The sequence below is a fragment of the Demequina silvatica genome (assembly GCF_000971215.1).
In the GTDB taxonomy this organism is placed as follows: Bacteria; Actinomycetota; Actinomycetes; order Actinomycetales; family Demequinaceae; genus Demequina; species Demequina silvatica.
Genome location: NZ_BBMA01000002.1, coordinates 532,411 through 553,179 on the forward strand (window position 1 = coordinate 532,411; position 20,769 = coordinate 553,179).

Below are 20,769 nucleotides of genomic sequence, written 5' to 3' on the forward strand. Positions count from 1 at the left end.
TCAGTACTCGGTGTGCCCCAGCAGCAGGTCGGGCGCGAAGCGCAGCACCGGTTCCACCGCGGTGTCGAGCTCGAGCACGGTGACGCGCGCGACCCCGTCCGCGACCAGCGGCGCCGGCACCGCCAGCGAGCGCTGCGGACCGCGGCGCCAGTAGCGGCCCAGGCACAGGCCGTTGACCCAGATGAGGCCCTTGCCCAGCCCGCCGCAGTCGATCACCAGGTTGCCAGCGGCGGGCACCGCGACGGTCGCGCGGTAGATCGCGGCGCCCGCCTCGAGCGTCGCGGGACCGCGCCCCGCCGCCCAGGCCTCGAGACCGTCGAGGTCGACCGGCGTGGACCTCCACCCGGTCACCGGCACCCCGTCGAGCGTCACCGGGCCCATCACGCCCTTGGGCTCCCCGATCCGGGGGCCGTAGTTCACGCGCCCCTGGTCCTCGACCACGAGCGTGAGCTCGCCCTCGCCGCGAGGCAGGGTGATCGCCTCGTCGTGCGCGTCGCGCGCGAGCACCCCGACGGGCGCGCCGTCGAGCAGCACGTGCACGCGGTCGCGCACCTCGCCCAGGCGCAGGACGGCCGGCGCGGGGCCCCCGGTGAGAACAGCCCGCTTGACCAGCAGCCCCCGGTAGGCCCGCAGGTCCTCGAAGGTGGGCGCGGACTCGGAGGCGACCCAGCCGCCCCGCCCGTCCACGTACTCCCGCAACGATCCCGCGTAGGCGAGCGGCGCATCGTCCGGCACCGCCACGCCGGCACCGGCATCCGCCAGATCGTCCGCGGAGGGCACCTCCGCGTAGCGGGCGATCACCTCGCGGAAGGCCCAGAACTTCTCCGTGGGCCGGCCGAGCTCGTCGAGCGGGGAGTCGTAGTCGTAGGACGTGACGGTGGGCTGGTAGACGCCCTTGTCGTTCGCGCCGTTGGTGAGCGCGAAGTTGGTGCCGCCGTGGAACATGTAGATGTTGACCGAGGCGCCGGCCGCGAGCAGCGCGTCCAGGGCCTCCGCCGACGCGGCCGCGGAGGTGGTGTGGTGGTGGGCGCCCCAGTGGTCGAACCAGCCGCACCAGAACTCCGAGCACATGAGCGGCCCGGTGGGCTGGTGCGCGCGCAGGGTGGCCAACCGCTCGGCGATGGCGCCGCCGAAGGACCCGGTCGCGTGCAGCTCGGGGATGTTGCCGCGCTCGAGCATCCCGTCGGCCGGCTGGTCGACGGTGAGCAGCGGGACGGTTACCCCGGCGTCACGGAAGCGGGCGGTGAGCCAGCGTAGGTGCTCGGCGCGCTCGGCGGGCTCGACCACGTCGTACGCGCCGTACTCGTTCTCGACCTGCATGAGCACCACGGGTCCGCCGCGGTCGCCCTGCAGCGGCACCACCCGCGCCAGCACCTGGTCGAGGAACCGCCCCACGGCCGCGGTATAGCCCGCCTCGGTGGAGCGGATGCGCACGCCCTCGATGTCGAACAGCCAGCCCGGCAGCCCGCCGCCGTCCCATTCCGCGCAGATGTACGGCCCCGGCCGCACGATCGCGTGCATCCCCTCGGCCTGAACCTCGCGCAGGAACCGCTCGAGGTCCAGCCCGCCGTCGAAGCGCCAGTCGCCGGGGGCGGGCTCGTGCTCGTTCCACGGCACGTACGTCTCGATGGTGTTGAGGCCCATGAGCCGCGCCTTGCGGATGCGGTCGCGCCACAGGTCCGGGTGCACCCGGAAGTAGTGGAGAGCGCCCGACAGGACCCGGTGCGGGCGCCCGTCCAGCAGGAAGTCCTCGGGCCCGATCGCGAGCTCGGTCATGTGTGTGGTCCTCTCCGTCGACGGCACGGCCGTCCCGCGGCGCGCCGCCCCAAGGGGGGAGGCGGCGCGCCGCGCCTCAGCACGTCAGCGCAGCACGCCCTGGAAGCCGAACGTGAAGCGCAGCTCCCCGGCCGGGACCCGGTACTCGGGGTGCGTCATGGCGCCCCAGGACTGGTCGCCGCCCGCGCCGCGCCGCATGAGCGCCGGGCGCAGGACGGTGCGGTGGATGGGCGGCAGCTCGTTGGCGTGCAGCGCGTTCTCGATCTCGAACGGCGTCCACGGCAGCGCGGACAGCTCCATGCCCTCGGCGCAGTCGAGACGGATCCCGAAGCCCGCGTCGTCGAGCACCTCCGCCCACCGCACGCCGGTGTGGTTGCCGGACTCCTGCGGCCGCATGTAGGTGGTGAGCTGCGTGCGCACGTCGCCGTCCCACACGCCCAGCCGCGCGCCGCCCCGCCGGTCCACGTAGGACTCCGCGGGACCCTCGCCGTACCAGCGCAAGCGGTGGAGGTCCGCGTCGAGCGTGAACAGCATGCCGAACTCGGGCACGTCGGGCAGGCCCTCGCCCGGCCGCAGCGTCACCGTGGTCTCGACGCGGCCGTCGCCATCCACCACGTACGAGACGTCCACCTCGCTCGGCGGCACCGTCGGCAGCTCGTACCCGAAGGTCACCTCGACGGCGTCCTCGTGGCGGGTCACCCGCGGCTTCTCGAAGCCCGCGCGCGGCTTGCGGTAGCGGCTCGCGAGCTGCCACTGCCCGTCGCGGAACGGCATCTGCCAGCCGCGCTCGTTGGACGTGGGCGCATGCCAGAAGTTCGGCATGGGCGGCTCGCGACGCAGCAGCTCGCGCCCGCCGTCGCTGGTGCGCCCGAACTTGTACGACATCAGCACGCCGTACAGCCGCGAGAACGTCACCGAGAAGTGCGGCCCGTGCACGCCGATGTTGTGCGTGCTCTCCACCACCCGCGGTGCGGGGGACGATGCGCGGGCGGGCTTCGCGCCCGCCGGCGCCTCGACCGTCAGGACGGCCTGCTCCCACCCGACCGCGTAGCCGGCGGGCGCCCACGCGGTGGTGCGGCGCAGCCGGTACGCGACGTCGACGGTGTACTCGCCGGCCGCCTCGGGCACCGCGAACGGAAGCGCGTAGGCGACCGTCGCCTGGGGGGCGACGTCGATGTCGAGGGTCTCCTCGGCGAGGGTCACGCCCTCGCGGGCGAGCGTCACCACGGCCTCGACGTCGCCGGTGCCGGTGAAGCGGCGGCGGCTGCGGATCTGGATCCCGTCGCGCGAGATCGCGGTCCGGAACGGCTGGTAGAGGTAGCGGACCTCCTGGTACGCGGGGGTCGGGGTGCGGTCGGCGAACACGATGCCGTTGGCGCTGAACTCGCCGTCGTGCGGCGTCTCCTGGTGGTCGCCTCCATAGCCCTGGTAGGTGCGGCCGTAGCGGTCCGTCATGGGGAGCGTCTGGTCGACGAAGTCCCAGATGAAGCCTCCCTGGAACAGCGGCTCGCTCTCCGTGAGGTCCAGGTACTTGTCGACGGCGCCGAACGAGTTGCCCATCGAGTGGGCGTACTCGCACAGGATGAAGGGCTTGTCGCGGTGCTCCCTGAGGTGCGCCTCGACGTCCGCCGCCGGCGTGTACATCTGGCTGGTGATGTCGGTGGTCCGCGGGTACCGCGGGTCCCAGTGGACGCCCTCGTAATGCACGGGGCGCGTGGGGTCGGTGGCGCGGAACCAGTCGGAGACCTCGAGCAGCACGGAGCCGCCGAAGGACTCGTTGCCGAGCGACCAGATGATGACACTCGGGTGGTTCTTGTCGCGCTCGAGCATGCTCGCGGCGCGGTCCAGCAGCGCGGGCTTCCACTCCTGGCGGTCGCCCGGCAGGGCCTGCTCGACGGTCAGCTCGCCGTGGATGATCCGGTCCCACATGGCATGGGTCTCGAGGTTCATCTCGTCGATCACGTACAGCCCGTACCGGTCCGTGAGCTCGTAGAACGCGCTCGAGTTCGGGTAGTGGCTGGTACGCACGGCGTTGCAGCCGGCGCGCTTGATGATCTGGAGGTCCGCCTCGATCTCGGCGGCGGTCATGACGCGGCCGCGCGGGCCGAACTCGTGACGGTTGACGCCGTCGAACACCACGCGCTCGCCGTTGACCGTGATGATCGCGTCGCGGATCTCGACGCGACGCAGGCCCACCGGCTGGGGGATGACCTCGACGACCGCGCCGTCGGGGTCGAGCACCTCGAGCACCAGCTCGTACAGGTGGGGGTCCTCGGGGCTCCACAGGTGGGGCTCGTCGACCTGGATGGCGAGCCGCCCGTCCCCTGCGGGGGAGAGGTGACCCACCCCGACCAGGTGCGCGCGCATCGTCCCCTCGCCCACGAGCGCCACGTCCACGGCGACCTCGGCGCCGCCCAGGTCCTCCGCGACGGTGGTGTGGACGCGCAGGTCCTCGGCGTGGACCGCCGGCCGGCGGTAGAGCGTGACGTCGCGGAACAGGCCGTGGAAACGGAAGAAGTCCTGGTCCTCGAGCCACGAGGCCGCGGTCCACTTGAACACCTGTGCCGCGAGACGGTTGACGCCGTCACGCAGGTGCTCCGTGAGGTCGAACTCGGAGGGGGTGAAGGAGTCCGTGGCCCAGCCGACGTAGGCGCCGTTGAGCCACACCGCGATGCCGCTCTCGGCGCCGTGGAAGGTGACGGACAGGCTCTCGCCGTCCGCGAGCGCGGTGTCGAGGGTGAAGTCGCGCACGTAGCTCGCGACGGGGTTCCAGCGCGTGGGGACCTGGCCCGGCTCGAGGTCCTCGAGGCCGTCCCACGGGTACTGGACGTTGACGTACTGCGGGCGGTCGAAGCCGTGCATCTGCAGGTGGCCGGGGACGGGGATGTCGTCCCAGCCCTCGACGTCCGCCGCGGGGTCCTGGAACCCCGGCAGCGTCATGGCGAGGTTCTTCGCGTGGTGCACCTTCCACAGGCCGTTGAGGCTCTGCTCGAAGCTGCTGAGGCCGGTCGCCGCCTCCGCGCCGTCCACGAACCACCGGTGGTCGCTGTGGGCGACGCGCCGGTGCTCGTGGACGTACGTGGGGTCGGTGATCCGGGTGGGATCGAATGTCACTTGACCACTCCGGTGAAGCCTGCGACGAAGGAGCGCTGCAGGACGAAGAAGATGACGATGGTGGGCAGGGAGGCGATGAGGACCGCGAGCATGAGCGCGCCGTAGTCGATCACGTAGCCGCCCGTGAAGTTCGAGATCAGCATCGGCATGGTCTGGTAGTCGCTGTTGACCAGGATGACCTTGGGCCACAGGAAGTTGTTCCACGCCGCCATGAAGGTGATGACCGCCGCCGCCGCGTAGGTGGGGCGCATGGTGGGCACGAACATCTTCCAGAAGATCGCGAGCTCCTTGAGGCCGTCCATGCGGGCCGCCTCGATGATCTCGTGCGGGAAGCTCCTCGCCGCCTGCCTGAACAGCAGGATGAGCAGCGGGGTCGCGATCACCGGGAGGACCACGGCGAAGGCCGAGTTCACCATGCCGAAGTCCGCGAACAGCTGGAACAGCGGGATCATGGTGGCCGCGAACGGGATCATCATCGCCAGCATGAGGACCCACATGAGGCGGTCCTTGTTGGGCGAGTGGTAGACCTCGAAGCCGTAGCCGGCGATCGAGCTGACCACCAGCGCGAGCACCGTGGTGAGCACCGCGTTGACCGTCGAGTGGTACATCGCGGAGCCCACGTCCTGGAACTCGGTGAGCGACTGCCAGTTGGCGATGAGGTTGGTGCCCGGGAGCATGCTCGAGCCGAGCACGTCCTGGCTGGTGTTGGTCGCGGACACCACCATGAAGTACAGGGGCCCGACCGACAGCAGCGCGACGATGCTGAGGAACGCGTACTTGGGAACCTCGCGGAGCTTGCTAGTCACGCTTGTCACCCACCTTCATCTGGATGGCGGCCAGGATCGCGACCATGACGAGGATCACGTAGGACAGGGCGGCGCCGTACCCGAAGTTCGGGTTGTTCACGAACGACACCTCGTACAGGTAGTGCGACATCGTCATGGTGGTGTTGGCCGGTCCGCCGCGGGTCAGGTTGAACGACTCGTCGAACAGCTGCAGCGTTCCGTTGGTGGACATGATCACGGTGAGCAGGATCATCGGCTTGAGCTGGGGGACCGTCACGGAGAAGAACGTGCGGATGGGTCCCGCGCCGTCCATCTTGGCCGCCTCGAGCGTGGTCGGGTCGATGTTCTGCAGGCCCGCCAGGTAGAAGATCATGTTGTAGCCGGTCCAGCGCCACAGCAGGCCCAGGATGATCACCATGCGCGCGGTGTCGGTGTTGCCCAGCCAGTTGACGGGTCCGTCGATGAGGTTGAGCGCGAGGAGCCAGTCGTTGACCAGGCCGTCCGTCGCGAAGATGGTGCGGAACACCAGCGAGTACGAGACCAGCGAGATCGCCGCCGGCAGGAAGATCGCGGTGCGCCAGAAGCCCTTGAACTTGAGGCGCGGGTTGTTGAGGATGTTCGCGAGGATCAGCGCCGTGACCAGCATGAGCGGCACCTGGATCGCGAGGTACAGCAGCGTGGTGCCGACCGTCATCTTGAAGATCTCGTCCTCAAGCATGCGCGTGTAGTTGAACCACAGCGGGTCGGCGAAGTCGAGCGCGGAGCCGCGGCCCGTCTTGAAGGACAGGATCAGCGCCTGGAACATCGGCCAGAACATCATGATGCCGATGAGGATCGCTGCCGGCAGCAGGAACGCCCAGCCGGTGAGGCTGCGGCGGCGGGCGGCCGGGGAGGGCTTGATCTTGGGGCCCTTGGACTTCTTCTTGGGGGCGCGGTCGGGGACCACCACCGGAGTCATCGTCGACACGGTTCTCTCCCTGATTGGTGCGGGAGGGGGCCGGCCGGAACCGGCCCCCTCCCTATCCGAGATGGTGTCAGTTCATCGCGAACTCGACGGTGGACTGCGCCTCGCCGAGCGCCGTGGCCGCGTCGGCCCCGCCCATGATCTGAGTGATCGCGGCACCCACCGCGTCACGCGCCTCGTAGTAGTAGGCGCCGGTGTTGTTGGACGGCACGCCCGCCGCGAAGGACAGGACATCCGCGTAGATGGCCTGGCCGCCGAAGAACTCCTGCGGCTCGGCGTAGACCTCGGAGTCGCCGGCCGGGAGCCAGTTGGCCACCGCGCCCGCACCCGGGAGGATCGTGTCGTACAGCTCGGTGGAGCCGGCGAACGTCGCGGACAGGAAGTCCTCGGCGAGCGCCACGTCGGCGTTCGAGCTCACGGCCCACGAGGAGCCGCCGTTGGCGGAGAAGTGGGTCGCACCGTCGACGTCGACCGACGGCAGGTTGGTGACGCCCCACATGCCGGCCTGGTCCTCCGCGGTCTGGATGGAGCCGGAGATCCACACGCCGTTGATGGTGCTCGCGACGTTGCCGTTGACGATCGACGCGATGTACTCGTCCCACGAGTTGACCTCGAGGTAGATGCCCTTCTCGACCATCTCCGAGTACAGCTCGATCGAGGTCGAGAGCGCCTCGTTGTCGGTGATGGTGGGGTTGCCCTCGTCGTCGAAGAGGCTCTGGCCCGCCGACTGCAGCATCATGAGGATGGTGTCGGGCTCGCCGGCGATGCCGGACAGCATGGGCTTGCCGGTGGCCTCGAGGACCTGCTCGCCGAGGGCGATGTACTCGTCCCAGGTGATGTCGGTGAAGTCGTCCAGCGTGAGGCCGGCCTCCTCGAGGATGTCGGTGCGCATCGCGTTGATCGCGGTGCCCGCGTCGAACGGCACGCCGTAGTTGGCGCCGTCGATGGTCGAGTACGCGGTGACGCCCTCGGGGAACTCGTCGAACGCGACCGACGAGTCGGTGATGTCCGTGAAGAGGTCCGGGTAGTTGATGACGTTCTTCTGGAACGCGTTGTTCTGCATGAGGAAGATGTCGGGCAGCTCCTCGAACTCCTGCGACTGCGCGAGGGTGGTGAGCTTGGTCTGCAGGTCCTCCCACGTCACCTCCTGGATGTCCAGGGTGAAGTCGGGGTGCTCCGCCTGGTAGACCTTCTCGGCCTCCTGGAGCGCGTAGATGTTGAACGCCGGGTCCCACGCCCACACGGTGAGCGAGTTGCCCATGGGCTCGTCGCCGCCCGCGTCGCCGCTGGCGCCTTCGTTGCTGTCGCCGCCCGAGCAGGCCGCGAGGGTGAGTGCGAAAGTGGCCGTGGCCGCGAGGGCCATTCCGGTCCGGAGCTTCTTCATTGAGGTCCATCCTTCTGTTCGGCACGCGCCCGGCGTACCGGGCGCACCACGTCGAACGCCCACCGGGTCAAACCGCCCCCTCGAGCACGGATCCGTCAACGCCGACGCCCCTCGATGAACCGACGTCGTTGCCGTTCCGCACTCCCCGATCAGGGGACTGTTTAGGTGAACATAGCAAGCGCATCGTCCAACGCCAACCATGAGTTTGTCACGATGCGGTAACGGCACTTTGTCCCGCCAACGGGCTCGTACGGGGCCATGGCGACGTCAACATTCCTTTCCGCGCGTGATGTAGTTACACTCCGGCGCATGGCGGGCAATGGAGCGCGTGGGGTCCGGAAGACCGGACCGTCGATCGGTGATGTGGCGCGGCTGGCGGGCGTGTCGGCGCAGACGGTGTCGCGCGTGTCCACCGGCAGGGAGGTGGTCGCGCCGGACACCCGCGAGCGCGTGCTGCGCGCCATGGAGCAGCTCGGCTACTCGCCCAACCGTGCCGCCCGCGCGCTCCGCGACGGACGCTACGGATCGATCGGGCTGCTCGCCCACCGCTTCGACCGCACCGGCGAAGCGCTCACCACCGACGCCGTGCTGCGCGCCGCCGAGGAGCAGGGCTACAGCGTGTCACTCATCACGGTCCACGACGCCGAGTCCGACAAGTGGGAGCCCGCCGCGCGGAGGCTCGCGGACCAGACCGTCGACGGGCTCATCATCATGCGCGCCGAGGGCGGGCCCGGCGACAGCTTCGCGATGCGGCCGAGCATGCCGGTCGCGGTCTCGGACTCGCGCCCGCACGGGCGGTTCCCGCGCGTGGCCAGCAACGAGTTCGGCAGCGCCAAGGACGCCGTGTGGCACCTGCTCGACCTGGGTCACCGCACGGTCCACCACCTGGGCGGGCCCGAGGGCTCGGAGCCCGCGCGCCTGCGCGCCGCCGGATGGAGGGCCGCCCTGCTCGAGGCCGGCATCGCGCCGCCCGCGCCGATCCTGGGCGACTGGACCGCGGACGCGGGCCACGCGCTGGGGCGGGCCCTCGCGGAGGACCCGGATGTCACCGCGGTGTTCTGCGCCAACGACGAGATGGCCCTGGGCCTGATCCTCGCGCTGCACGAGTCGGGCAAGCGGGTCCCGCGGGACGTCTCCGTGATCGGCTACGACGGCATCGCGCTCAGCCGCTTCTCCGTGCCGCCGCTCACCACCATCCAGCAGGACTTCCCGCGGATCGGCGCCGAGCTGGTGCGCATGGTGCTCAGCCAGATCGGCAAGCCGCGGCCCTTCGAGGTCGCCGACGTAGTGGTGCCGTCGGAGCTGGTGGTGAGGGGCACCACGGGGCCGCCGCCCGAACGCTGAGGCGAGCGCGGCGAGGCCCCCGACCCGAGCATCGTCCCTGGTAGGAAGCCTAGAGGTCGCGCGCCATGTCCGTGAAGTGGGCGTAGTCCTTACGGAACGCGACCTCGATGGTGTCGGTGGGTCCCGCGCGGTGCTTGGCGACGATGAAGTCCGCCTCGCCGGGCCGGTTCTCGCGGTCGTAGACGTCCTCGCGGTGGAGCAGGATGACGATGTCGGCGTCCTGCTCGATCGCGCCGGACTCACGCATGTCGGAGAGCATGGGCTTCTTGTCGCCGCGCTGCTCGGAGCCACGGTTGAGCTGCGAGATCGCGATGACGGGCGCCTCGACCTCCTTCGCGAGGAGCTTGAGGGCGCGGGAGAACTCGGAGACCTCCTGCTGGCGGGACTCGACCTTGCGGCCCGAGGACATGAGCTGGAGGTAGTCGACCACGATCAGCTTGAGGTCGTGCTGCTGCTTGAGGCGGCGGCACTTGGCGCGGATCTCCATGAGCGACATGTTGGGGCTGTCGTCGATGAAGAGCGGGGCCTTCGCGATGGACGCGGCGGTCTGCGCGAGCCGCTCCCAGTCGTTGGGACCCATGGGGCCCTTGGTCAGGCTCGACAGCTTGACGCTCGCCTCCGCGGAGAGCATGCGCTTGGTAATCTCCTCGCGGCTCATCTCGAGCGAGAAGATGACGGCGGTCTTGTTGTGCTTGATCGCGCAGCTGCGCGCGATGTCGAGGCCCAGCGTCGACTTTCCGACCGCGGGTCGCGCCGCGATGACCACCATCTGGCCGGGCTGGAGGCCGCCCGTGAGGTCGTCGAGGTCGCGGAAGCCGGTGGGGACGCCGCGCAGCGAGCCGTCGCGGTTCGAGGCGGCGTCGACCTCCTCGAGGGTGCGCTCCATGACCTCGCCGATCGCGAGGTAGTCCTCGGAGTTGCGGCGCTCGGTCACGGCGAAGATCTCGGAGGACGCGGCGTCGACGATCGCGTCGACCTCCGCACCCTCGCCGTCGTAGCCGAGGTTCGCGATGCGCGTGCCGGCCTCGACCAGCTTGCGCAGGATCGCCTGCTCGCGCACGATCCGCGCGTAGTACCCGGCAGAGGCCGCCGACGGGACCATCGCGATGAGCGTGTGCAGGTACTCGGCGCCGCCGATCCGCGACAGCTCGCCCTGGCGCTGGAGCTCCGCGCTCACGGTGAGCGCGTCCACGGGGTCGCCGGCGTTGTAGAGCTTCACGGCGACGTCGAAGACCGTCTCATGGGCGGGCTTGTAGAAGTCGTCACCGCGGACGGCCTCGATGACGTCCGCCATGGCGTCCTTGGACAGCATCATGGCGCCCAGCACGCTCTGCTCGGCCTCGAGGTTCTGCGGGGGCAGGCGGTCGAAGCTGTGGCGCGGACCGGGATCCGATCCGTACGCCGCCTCGAGCTCGTCGACGGACATGTCGCTCCTCTCCGTCAGTTCCCACCCAGTGTCTCGCCGGCCTCCGACAGCCGGTCAGACACGCGAATGTAGGCCCCCGGGCGGCGGCCGCCAAATCGGGAGGCGGCCGTTCTGGGGACGAGCCGTGGACAACCTGGGGACAACCGTGGATGACCGTGGGATGGCCGTGGACAGCCACGCGTGAGCCATGTGGACAAGGATGTGGATGACTCGTGACTCAGTCGAAATTCGCGGCATCTACGTGGGAGTTCACTCAATGGCCCGCTGTGGACAACTCAGTCGCGAAACTCCCGGGCGTGTCGCGCTTGGGCGTGTCGCGCTCCGGGGTGCCGAAATGTCCGGCTTCGTCGCGATCGGGTTCGGTGGAACGACGAAGCCCGGCCCCCGCGGAGCGGGGACCGGGCCTCGTGAGCCGTGAGACTACTTCGCGGCGACCACCTGGACGGTGACGTTCGCGGCCACGTCCGAGTGAAGGGTGACCTTCACCTGGTACTCGCCGAGCGCCTTGATGGGCTGGGCGACGTGGATGCGACGCTTGTCGACCGTCGCGCGGCCGCCGATGGCGGCGGCGATCTCGGCGGGCGACACGGCGCCGAAGAGACGACCGGACTCGCCGGCCTTCACCTCGACGACAACCGGGGCGGCCTGCAGCGCGTCACGCGCGGCCTGGGCACCCTCGATGGTCGCGATCTCCTTGGCGCGCTGCGCCTTGCGGAGACCGTCGATCTGCTTCTCCGCACCGGCCGACCACGGGGTGGCCAGCTTGCGGGGAACCAGGTAGTTGCGGGCGTAACCGTCCTTGACGTCGACGACGTCGCCGGCGATGCCGAGGCCGGAGACCTCGTGGGTCAGGATGACCTTAGCCATGAGCGATCCCCCCGATCAGCGGCCGGAGCCGGAGTAGGGGAGGAGCGCCATCTCGCGCGCGACCTTGATCGCACGCGCGATCTCGCGCTGCTCCTGGACGGTGACACCGGTGACGCGGCGCGAACGGATCTTGCCGCGGTCGGAGATGAACTTGCGAAGCAGCGCGGTGTCCTTGTAGTCAACCTTGTCGACCTTGGCGGCCTTGAGCGGGTTGACCTTCTTGCGCGGCTTGCGGATGTCGTGCTTAGCCATGTGAAGACTCCTGAGTGAAAAAGTACCGATCAGAACGGCGGCTCGTCCGACGCCGGGGCGGTCGCCCACGGGTCGTTCGAGGAGCCGCCGGCCGGCGAGCCGCTGTAGCCACCGCCGGAGTTGCCGCCGCCGAAGCCGCCACCGCCGCCACCGCCGAACCCGCCGCCCTGGCCGCCGCGCTGCGTGCGCGTGACCTTGGCGGTGGAGTAGCGGAGCGAGGGGCCGACCTCGTCGACCTGCATCTCCATGACGGAGCGCTTCTCGCCGTTCGCCTCCCACGAGCGCGACACGAGACGGCCGGTCACGATCACGCGCATGCCCTTGGTGAGGGACTCTGCGACGTTCTCGGCGGCCTCACGCCACAGGGAGCAACGCATGAACAGGGTCTCGCCGTCCTTCCACTCGTTCGACTGACGGTCGAACGTGCGGGGGGTGGACGCCACCGTGAAGTTGACGACGGCCGCGCCGGAGGAGATGAAGCGAAGCTCCGGGTCTCCGGTGAGGTTGCCGACCACGGTGATCTGGGTGTCGCCTGCCATGTGTGTTCCCCTTGGTTTCGTGTATGCGCTGGTAAGAGTCGGGAGAGGCCCGGACTTAGTGAGCGTCCGGGCGGAGCAGCTTGGTGCGGAGGATGGTCTCGTTGAGACCCAGCTGGCGCTCCAGCTCCTTCGCGGTAGCGGACTCCGACGTGAAGTTGACCACGGCGTAGATGCCGTCGTTCTTCTTCTTGATCGGGTAGGCCAGGCGGCGACGGCCCCACACATCGAGCTTGTCGATGGTGCCGGAGTCGCCGGTGATGACCTGAAGGTACTTGTCGAGCGACGGGGTGACCGTGCGCTCGTCGATCTCAGGGTCGAGGATGATCATCATCTCGTACTGACGCATCTATACCCACCTCCTCTGGACTCATGCGGCCACGGACGTTCCGTGGCAGGAGGGTGATGCAGCCGCGCTCGTCCCAGCCAGGTGGCGGGAGTCGCGCGACGGTCCAGGATACCGTCCCTCGGTGACACCGCGCCAGTAGCAGGTCCCGGCCTGGGGAGGGACGATGCGCGGGTCGCCCCGGTGGACATCGCCCGCGCGGGCGTGGGGTCGCCGGGGAGACGGCGCGGGCCGCCCCCTAGACTGGCCGGGGCTACCCGGAGGTGTGTGTGAAGCAGGTGCTGGTCGTGGGACTCGGCGGCGACATCGGCACGTACGCGTTCCAGCGCGCGGCGCACGAGCGGTTCGGCTGGCAGTCGCTGGTGCTGGGCCCCCGCGTCACCACGTTCGGCAGGCACTCGACCCTGGCCCGCTGGGTCATCGAGCCCGACGTCTTCGAGCCGGAGACGCTGCTGCGCCGCCTCGACGGGATCGCCGCCGAGCACCCCGACCACACGCTGGTGCTCTTCACCAACCTGGACTACCACGTGCGCCTGCTCGCCGAGCATCGCGACCGCCTGGATCCGCGCTGGGTGCTGCCGCTGCCGGACCTCGCGATGTTCGACGCGGTGTCCTCCAAGGTCGCGTTCGCGGACGCGTGCGACGCGCTCGGCATCCGCACGCCGCTCACCATCCCGGTGGGCTTCACGGGGGACGCGTCGACGGTCACGCCGGCGGACGCCCTCGCCCGGGTGCGCGAGGCGGGCCTCGAGTACCCGGTGATCGGCAAGCCCGCGGACTCCGCCGACTGGTTCGGCGTCGAGTTCCCCGGCAAGCAGAAGATCCACCACTTCACCTCCGAGGCGGAGATCGCGGAGGTGCTGGCCCACCTCGAAGAACGGCGCTACCCGAGCGAGTTCCTGCTCCAGGAGTTCGTGCCCGGCGACGAGACCTGCATGCGGTCGCTCACCGCGTACCGCGACTCCGCCGGCGCGGTCACCCTGGTCGCGGGAGGCCAGGTGCTGCTCGAGGAGCACACCCCCGGCACGCTGGGCATCCCCGCCGCGATCCTCACCCACGAGGACCCGGAGGCCTTCGCGGCCGCGGCCCGCCTGCTCGACCACACCGGCTACCAGGGCTTCGCGAACTTCGACTACAAGGTCTCGTCGCGCACCGGCGAGAGCGTCTTCTTCGAGGTCAACCCGCGCATCGGCCGCAACAACCTCTACGTGACCGCGGCAGGCGTCAATGTCGCGGAGGTGGTCGCCCGCGACCTGCTGCCGGAGCTGGTCGACGGCGCCGCGCCCGCGCGCACGCCCACGGACCAGGTGCTCTACTCCGTGGTGCCGTACCGGTTCCTGCTGCGCTACCTCCTCGACCCGGAGCTCAAGGCGAAGGTCAAGGCCGCCAAGCGCCGCCACGGCGTGTTCCACCCGCTCCGCTACCGGGGCGACGCGTCGCTCAAGCGCCGGCTGTGGGTGCGCGCGCTCGACCTGCGCCTGGTGCAGAAGTATCGCGAGCACTACCCGCGGCCCACGGAGAGCGGGTTCTAGGAGGGTCCGACGCCCGGTTGATAGGGGAGTGCGGAACTCCGGCCCCGGATCTGCACCGGCGTATCAACGGAGCCATGCCGCACCCGGCCCGCCGCGGCGCGAGCGGGTCCGAGGGACATCTGCGAAAACGATGGGGCATCGTGACGGTTCCGCGCCCCGTCCCTGCACAACCGTGAGCGATGGTGTCGCAGGGCCTCAGCGTCTCCGCTGGCCGCGCCTCGAGACACCGGACGGAGGACCGTCATCACTCGACACGGTTCATGCCCCTGCACGGTCGCATCCGTCAGGATCCCGCACGGTCGACGGAGCCGAGCCGGGCGCACCCGGTCCGCAACGGCACCGCCGATAGGCTCGCTCCCATGACGATCCCCACGCCCCTCAGCGTCGAATCCGTCTCCGACGACCGCTTCCTCGAGCTCGCCCGCACCGGCGACCACCCCGTCCCGATCGAGCAGTCGCCCGCGTGGGACGCCTACGACTCCGCGGTCGAGGGCCGCGAGCACCTGGACCGCCTCGCGATCAGCGACGCGGACGGCACCCCTGTCGCGGTGGTGAGCCTGTCCCGCTACGAGGTCCGTGGCTTCCCCTACGTGTGGGCCAAGCACGGCCCCATCCCGCTGGTCGATTGCACGCCCGAGAACGAGGCGGTCATCCGCGACGCCCTCACCGCGGACCTCAAGGCCCGCTACCCGTGGGCGACGTTCGTGCGCCTCCACGCCCGCCACGCCGCGCCGGACCTCCAGGAGCTGCTCCAGACGGTCACGTTCGACCACACCGTCTACGTGGACCTCACGCCGCCCGAGGACCAGATCATGGCGTCCTTCTCCAAGCGCGGTCGCTACAAGATCCGCAAGACCCTCCAGGACGAGGCCATGACGGTCACCGAGGAGACCGGCCTCACGCCCGAGGCCTTCGAGGAGCTCTACGCGATCTACAAGGAGACCGCCGCGGGCGCCGGATTCGGCATCTTCCCTGCGGAGATGTACCTCACCATGCTGACCGCGCTCGCCCCGCACGCGCGCATCTGGGTGGCCCGCCGCCACGACACCGGCCCGGACGGCGACCTCGCGCCCGGACGCGCCGTCGCCTGGGTCATCGCGGTGGTCCACGAGGACGGCGGCACCGACTACTACGCCGGCAACAACCTCGAGGCGCGCCACACCAACGCCGCGCTGCGCATCAAGTGGGAGATCCTCACCGCCCTCAAGGCGGAGGGCGTGCGCGAGTACGACCTCTTCGGCGTCGGCTCCGACCGCGCCCCCCAGCTCATGGGCGTGCGCGAGTTCAAGCAGCAGTTCGGCGAGATCGTCGAGTGCGACGGCGCGTGGGACGTGCCGCTCAAGCCGCTGCGCTACCGCGCGCTCGTCGCGGCCCTCAGGCTCAAGCGGGCGGTCGCCCGCTAGCCACCCGTCCAGGGGGACGATGCGCGGGAGGCTCCCCGCGCATCGTCCCGGCTCCCTGGGTCAGGGACCCGTGGCCACCGTCGCCGTGGGCGTCGGGGTGGGCTCCGGGGTGGGCGTGGTGACCGGAGGCTCGGTGGTCTCCGTGGGCACCGGCTCGGAGGTCTCCGTCGGCTTGGGCGTGCTGGTCTTGGTGGGCTTGGGCTTGCTGGTCTGCGTCGGCGTGGGAGACGGCGAGGCCGTGGCGGTGGGCGACGGGCTGGTGTTGACCGCCGTGCCCACGTCCGCGCGGGGCGGGAACTCCTCGACGGGAAGGCGGTCCAGGATCGGGCCCATCATCGACACCCAGATGTCGGTGGGCACGGAGCCGCCCGTGATCTCCGAGTAGCCGCCGAACGGCGTGATCGACTCGACCGAGCCGTCCTCGCCCACCTGGTACATCGACACGATGCCGACGATCTGCGGCGTGAAGCCCGCGAACCACGCCGAGTTGTTGTCGTTCGACGTGCCGGTCTTGCCGGCGATCGGGCGGCCGAGCTCCTCCGCCTTGTACGCCGAGCCGCCCTGGACCACCTGCTGCATCGCGTACGTGGTGTCCGCGATCACGTCCTGGGAGAACACGCGCTCGGCCTCGGTCTCGTGCTTGAACGCGATCTCGCCGTCCGGGCCCACGATCTTCTGGACCGTGTACGTGCCCTTGGAAAGGCCGCCGTCCGCCATGGTCGAGTACGCCTGCGCCATCTGCATCGCGGTGGGCGAGGCCGTGCCCAGCACGTTGGCGGCGTTGGCGTCGAGGCCCACGGTGTCCTCGGGCAGGCCCGCCTTGATCGCGGTGTTCATGGTGGCCTCGGGGCCCACGGCCTCGTTGAGCTGCACGTAGTAGGTGTTGACCGAGTTCTGCGTGGCCTCGACCATGTCGATCCAGCCGTAGTTCACGCCCGCGAAGTTGCGCACCGGGTTCTCGAAGCCGGGCAGGGTCATCGAGTCGTTGGAGAGGTACTGCGTGTCGAGCGAGTAGCCGTTGGACAGCGCCGCGATCATCGCGAACGGCTTGAACGTCGAGCCGGCCTGCGCGATGTCCTGCGTGACGGCGTTGCGCTGCACCTCGAGGTAGTCGGGCCCGCCGTACATGGCGGTGACGCCGCCCGTCTTCGCGTCGACCGTGGTGGCCGCGACGCGGAGGTTGTCCGCGTGGTCCTTCGGCATCTGCTTGACGGCCTTGACCACCGCGTTCTGGTCCTTCTTCTTGAACGTGGTGACCACCTGGTAGCCGCCCATCTCGAGCTCCTCCTGCGTGAGGTCGAGCGTTGCGATCGCCTCATCCAGCGCCGCGCGGATGAGGTAGCCGGTGGTGCCGCCGTACGTGTCGGAGGCGGCGTAGTCGACGGTCTCGGGGAACTCCTGCGCGTCACGCTCGTCCTGAGAGATGAACTCGGCCTCGACCATGCCGTCGAGCACGTAGTTCCAGCGCGACTCCGCCTTGTCCGGGTCCAGGCGCGGGTCCCAGGCGCTGGGCGCGGGGATGATGCCGGCGAGCATCGCGGCCTCGGACAGGGTGAGGTCCTCGGCGTTCTTGCCGAAGTACGCCTCGGCCGCCGCCTCGATGCCGTACGCGCCGCGACCCAGGTAGATGGTGTTCATGTAGTTGCAGAGCACCTCGTCCTTGGACTGCTCCTGGTCGACCTTCAGAGCGAGCAGCGCCTCCTTGATCTTGCCGCGGATGTCCGTGGTGGTCTCGCCCACGTAGTACCGCTCGACGTACTGCTGGGTGATGGTCGAGCCGCCCTGCGTGTTGCCCTTGATGACCGTCTGGTAGAGCGCGCGGACGGTCGCGGTGAAGTCGATGCCGGGGTTCGTGTAGAAGCTGCGGTCCTCCGCCGCGACGATCGCGTGCGGCACGTACTCGGGCAGCGCCGCGCAGTCGATGATCTCGCGGTCGACCTCGCCCACCTTCGCCATCTCCTGCTTGCCGCCGGCCCAGTACACGGTCGACGACTGCGCCAGTGCGACGTCCGACGCCGCCGGCACCTCGAGCCGCGAGTAGATCACCATGAGCCCGATCGCGCCGACCGCGACCGCGACCAGGAACGCGATGAGCGCGGTGAGCCCGGTGATCTTGAGGATCTTCTTCCAGCGCGGCTGCTCGGGCTTGCCGCCCTTGCCGTCCTTGCTCTTGGTCCCCTTGCCGCCGCCGTTCCCGCCGGCGCCGCCACCCTTCGCGGGCGAGGCCGCGGGGGACGATGCGCTGGTCGCCTGGACGCCCGTGCTGGCCCACCCGCCGGTTCCGGACTGGGGCGCGCGGGTGCTGCGGCGCGCGGGCTGGGACGGCGTCGAGGAGGCGCGCGTGGAGACGCGCTGAGGGCTGCTGGAGCGATCGGTCACGTGACCACCTTACGGAGTGCCGGTGCGAGGACGGCCCTGGCGACCGCCGCATCGTCCAACGCGCGACGTGCCCCGCACGTCCCCGGGGCGCGCCCCGCGGCGCGCCGGATTCGCGTGCCGCGCGGCGCTCCTGTAACGTCTCCGATGTATCGGTGCGATACAACAGGTCGTGATATCGGCCCGCGACAGCGGGCCCGGGGAGAGAGGAGCAGCGCGTGGCCAAGACGGATGTCCTGACGCTCGCCATCCTCGGCATCCTCCGCGACCAGCCGCTCCACGGCTACCAGATCCGCAAGCGTCTGGGAGCCGAGCTGGGACCCTTCCGGGCCCTCAGCTACGGGTCGCTGTACCCGTGTCTGCGACGCATGGTCGAGTCGGGACTGATCGTGGCCTCGGGCGAGGAGCCCGCCGGCGCGTCCCCCGCATCGTCCCGGCGCGCACGCATCGCGTACAGCCCGACCGACGCGGGTCGCACCCGCTTGGCGCAGGAGCTGGCGAGCGCCGGCGCGTCGTCGTGGGACGACGACGCGTTCGACGTGCGCTTCTCCCTGTTCGCGCACACCGACGCCGCGACGCGGCTGCGGATCCTCGAGGGGCGGCGCAGCCGCCTCTCCGAGCGGCTCGAGGAGGTGGCCGAGGGGCTCAAGCGCATGCACGAGCGCCACGACGCCTACACCACCGAGCTCCAGCGCCACGGCCTCGAGCAGGTCGAGCGCGAGATCTCATGGCTCGACCGGCTCATCGAGAATGAACGATCCGCCCCCGGCGGTGACAACCCCGGCCCCACCACAGGCCACTAGTCAAGGAGACATCACATGGCCAAGCTTCGTGCCGCCATCGTCGGCGTCGGCAACTGCGCCACGTCGCTCATCCAGGGTGTGGAGTTCTACAAGAACGCCGCCGCTGGGGACACCGTGCCCGGCCTCATGCACGTCCAGTTCGGCGACTACCACGTCTCGGACATCGAGTTCGTGGCCGCCTTCGACGTGGACTCGCTGAAGGTGGGCAAGGAGCTCGTCGAGGCGACGCAGTCGTCGGAGAACAACACCATCAAGATCTGCGACGTGCCGAAGACGGACGTCCAGGTCCAGCGTGGCCACACGCTCGACGGCCTCGGCAAGTACTACCGCCAGACCATCGTCGAGTCCGACGAGGCGCCCGTCGACATCGTCGCGATCCTCAAGGAGCGCCAGGTCGACGTCCTGGTCTGCTACCTCCCCGTGGGCTCCGAGGAGGCCGCCAAGTTCTACGCGCAGTGCGCGATCGACGCCAACGTGGCGTTCGTCAACGCCCTCCCCGTGTTCATCGCGTCCGACCCGGAGTGGGCCGCGAAGTTCGAGGAGGCCGGCGTGCCGATCGTCGGCGACGACATCAAGTCGCAGGTGGGCGCCACCATCACGCACCGCGTGATCGCGAAGCTGTTCGAGGACCGCGGCGTTCGCCTGGACCGCACGTACCAGCTCAACGTCGGCGGCAACATGGACTTCAAGAACATGCTCGAGCGCGAGCGCCTCGAGTCCAAGAAGATCTCGAAGACGCAGGCCGTGACGTCCAACCTGACCGGCCCCCTGGGCGGCATCAAGGACGGCCGCGACGTGCACATCGGCCCGTCGGACTACGTGGCCTGGCTCGACGACCGCAAGTGGGCGTACGTCCGCCTCGAGGGCTCCGCGTTCGGCGAGGTGCCCCTCAACCTCGAGTACAAGCTCGAGGTCTGGGACTCCCCGAACTCGGCCGGCATCATCATCGACGCCATGCGCGCCGCGAAGATCGCCAAGGACCGCGGCATCGGCGGCCCCATCCTGTCCGCGTCGACGTACTTCATGAAGTCGCCGCCGGTCCAGATGGAGGACACCAAGGGCCGTGCGCAGCTCGAGTCGTTCATCGCGGGCGAGGTCGAGCGCTGAGCCGCTGACCAGCTGAGGTGACAGAGGGACCCGGGCCCCCGCTGAGGGGGGCCCGGGTTCTTCGCTTGTGGAAGGTCACCCCGCGCACCATGTGCCGGGCGGGACACTCACCGTGCTTTTCTCGCCTGCTCCGCTTCGGGCGGGACACCCGTGCCGGCGCGCTCCGCTCTCGGAGGTGATCCTCCCGGCAACGGCGCGGACAGGCATCTCCCACGAGCGGCTGTCCCGCCCGAGACGCAGGCTCCCGAAAAAGCACGGTGAGTGTCCCGCAGCACGCGGGCGCCCCGCGCTCCCCGCGCGAGCCGCATGCCCCCGCTCACCCCGCGGGCTGCGCCGCCCGGATCTGCTCGAGCACGCCCGCAAGGTGCGCGATCGACACCGCGGCGGTGCCCTGCGCCTCCTGCGCGGTCAGCGGTCCCAGCAGGAACGAGTGCGTGAGCAGCACCGTGTCACCCGCCGCGACCAGGCCGCCGCGCGAGGAGGTGCCCGCGACCGCGAGCGCAGCCGGCACGTCGAGCTCCGCGGCCTTCCCCACCACCACGCGCAGGATCACCTGCTCCGCGCTCGGGTCCTCGCCGGACGCGTGGACCGCGACCAGCGAGATGGGCGCCGCGCCCTCGCCCGCGGCGGGCAGCTCGATCGCGAGCCGCGCCTTGTCGATCGGCTGCGCGCGCAGCTCGCGCGCGAGGTACATGGTGACGTGCTTCCAGGTGGCCATGGGGCGACCCTAGCCGCGGCGCGGCGACGCACGCGC

Annotated in this window: 17 protein-coding genes; 5 read left to right on the forward strand and 12 right to left on the reverse strand. The window is 70.0% G+C overall.

Annotated elements, in window-relative coordinates; translation table 11 throughout:
* The 5 genes from AOM05_RS02550 to AOM05_RS02570 form a co-directional block, all read right to left on the reverse strand.
* Positions 1-1,776: a glycoside hydrolase family 35 protein gene (locus AOM05_RS02550; protein WP_062519175.1), complete on the reverse strand. Its 1,776-nt coding sequence runs from the start codon at positions 1,774-1,776 to the stop codon at positions 1-3.
* Positions 1,777-1,860: 84 nt separating this feature from the next.
* Positions 1,861-4,890, reverse strand: coding sequence for a beta-galactosidase, LacZ type (gene lacZ, locus AOM05_RS02555; RefSeq protein ID WP_062519176.1), 3,030 nt, complete (start codon positions 4,888-4,890; stop codon positions 1,861-1,863).
* Positions 4,887-5,696 carry a carbohydrate ABC transporter permease gene (locus AOM05_RS02560; RefSeq protein ID WP_062519177.1) on the reverse strand — a complete coding sequence of 270 codons (810 nt, stop codon included), beginning with the start codon at positions 5,694-5,696 and terminating at the stop codon, positions 4,887-4,889. Before AOM05_RS02560 ends, lacZ begins: the two co-directional genes overlap by 4 nt.
* The gene (locus AOM05_RS02565; RefSeq protein WP_082097199.1) at positions 5,689-6,633 is read right to left on the reverse strand and encodes a carbohydrate ABC transporter permease; all 945 of its coding nucleotides are present in this window, start codon (positions 6,631-6,633) and stop codon (positions 5,689-5,691) included. Before AOM05_RS02565 ends, AOM05_RS02560 begins: the two co-directional genes overlap by 8 nt.
* A gap of 76 nt (positions 6,634-6,709) precedes the next feature.
* Complete coding sequence (locus AOM05_RS02570; RefSeq protein WP_062519179.1) at positions 6,710-8,023, reverse strand: ABC transporter substrate-binding protein; 1,314 nt, start codon at positions 8,021-8,023, stop codon at positions 6,710-6,712.
* A 309-nt stretch (positions 8,024-8,332) separates the two neighbouring features.
* Here AOM05_RS02570 and AOM05_RS02575 point away from each other — a divergent pair, with 309 nt between their 5' ends.
* Positions 8,333-9,367 carry a LacI family DNA-binding transcriptional regulator gene (locus AOM05_RS02575; RefSeq protein WP_062519180.1) on the forward strand — a complete coding sequence of 345 codons (1,035 nt, stop codon included), beginning with the start codon at positions 8,333-8,335 and terminating at the stop codon, positions 9,365-9,367.
* Between the two features lie 49 nt (positions 9,368-9,416).
* On the opposite strand, the gene dnaB is transcribed toward AOM05_RS02575, so the two are convergent.
* The 5 genes from dnaB to rpsF all read right to left on the reverse strand — a co-directional run bounded on the left by dnaB (position 9,417) and on the right by rpsF (position 12,797).
* Positions 9,417-10,793, reverse strand: coding sequence for a replicative DNA helicase (gene dnaB, locus AOM05_RS02580; protein WP_062519182.1), 1,377 nt, complete (start codon positions 10,791-10,793; stop codon positions 9,417-9,419).
* A gap of 420 nt (positions 10,794-11,213) precedes the next feature.
* A complete protein-coding gene (gene rplI, locus AOM05_RS02585; protein ID WP_062290296.1) occupies positions 11,214-11,660 on the reverse strand; it encodes a 50S ribosomal protein L9 in 447 nt (148 codons plus the stop codon).
* A gap of 15 nt (positions 11,661-11,675) precedes the next feature.
* Positions 11,676-11,912, reverse strand: coding sequence for a 30S ribosomal protein S18 (gene rpsR, locus AOM05_RS02590; protein ID WP_062290299.1), 237 nt, complete (start codon positions 11,910-11,912; stop codon positions 11,676-11,678).
* A 29-nt stretch (positions 11,913-11,941) separates the two neighbouring features.
* On the reverse strand, positions 11,942-12,451 hold the full coding sequence (locus AOM05_RS02595; protein WP_062290302.1) for a single-stranded DNA-binding protein: 510 nt from the start codon (positions 12,449-12,451) through the stop codon (positions 11,942-11,944).
* Positions 12,452-12,506: 55 nt separating this feature from the next.
* Complete coding sequence (gene rpsF / locus AOM05_RS02600; protein ID WP_062290305.1) at positions 12,507-12,797, reverse strand: 30S ribosomal protein S6; 291 nt, start codon at positions 12,795-12,797, stop codon at positions 12,507-12,509.
* A gap of 266 nt (positions 12,798-13,063) precedes the next feature.
* On the opposite strand from rpsF, the gene AOM05_RS02605 reads away from it, so the two are divergent.
* Both AOM05_RS02605 and AOM05_RS02610 read left to right on the forward strand, forming a co-directional pair.
* Positions 13,064-14,326 (forward strand): carboxylate--amine ligase, encoded by a 1,263-nt coding sequence (locus AOM05_RS02605; protein WP_228373181.1) that lies wholly within the window; start codon positions 13,064-13,066, stop codon positions 14,324-14,326.
* Between the two features lie 359 nt (positions 14,327-14,685).
* A complete protein-coding gene (locus AOM05_RS02610) occupies positions 14,686-15,729 on the forward strand; it encodes a lipid II:glycine glycyltransferase FemX (protein WP_062519184.1) in 1,044 nt (347 codons plus the stop codon).
* A gap of 60 nt (positions 15,730-15,789) precedes the next feature.
* Here the strand turns inward: AOM05_RS02610 and AOM05_RS02615 are convergent, their stop codons facing one another.
* On the reverse strand, positions 15,790-18,108 hold the full coding sequence (locus tag AOM05_RS02615) for a transglycosylase domain-containing protein (RefSeq protein WP_062519186.1): 2,319 nt from the start codon (positions 18,106-18,108) through the stop codon (positions 15,790-15,792).
* A 215-nt stretch (positions 18,109-18,323) separates the two neighbouring features.
* Here AOM05_RS02615 and AOM05_RS02620 point away from each other — a divergent pair, with 215 nt between their 5' ends.
* Both AOM05_RS02620 and AOM05_RS02625 read left to right on the forward strand, forming a co-directional pair.
* A complete protein-coding gene (locus AOM05_RS02620; RefSeq protein WP_062519187.1) occupies positions 18,324-18,908 on the forward strand; it encodes a PadR family transcriptional regulator in 585 nt (194 codons plus the stop codon).
* Positions 18,909-18,923: 15 nt separating this feature from the next.
* Positions 18,924-20,015, forward strand: coding sequence for an inositol-3-phosphate synthase (locus AOM05_RS02625; RefSeq protein ID WP_062519189.1), 1,092 nt, complete (start codon positions 18,924-18,926; stop codon positions 20,013-20,015).
* Positions 20,016-20,331: 316 nt separating this feature from the next.
* Here the strand turns inward: AOM05_RS02625 and AOM05_RS02630 are convergent, their stop codons facing one another.
* Positions 20,332-20,733 carry a hypothetical protein gene (locus AOM05_RS02630; protein WP_062519191.1) on the reverse strand — a complete coding sequence of 134 codons (402 nt, stop codon included), beginning with the start codon at positions 20,731-20,733 and terminating at the stop codon, positions 20,332-20,334.
* Positions 20,734-20,769: the final 36 nt, after the last annotated feature.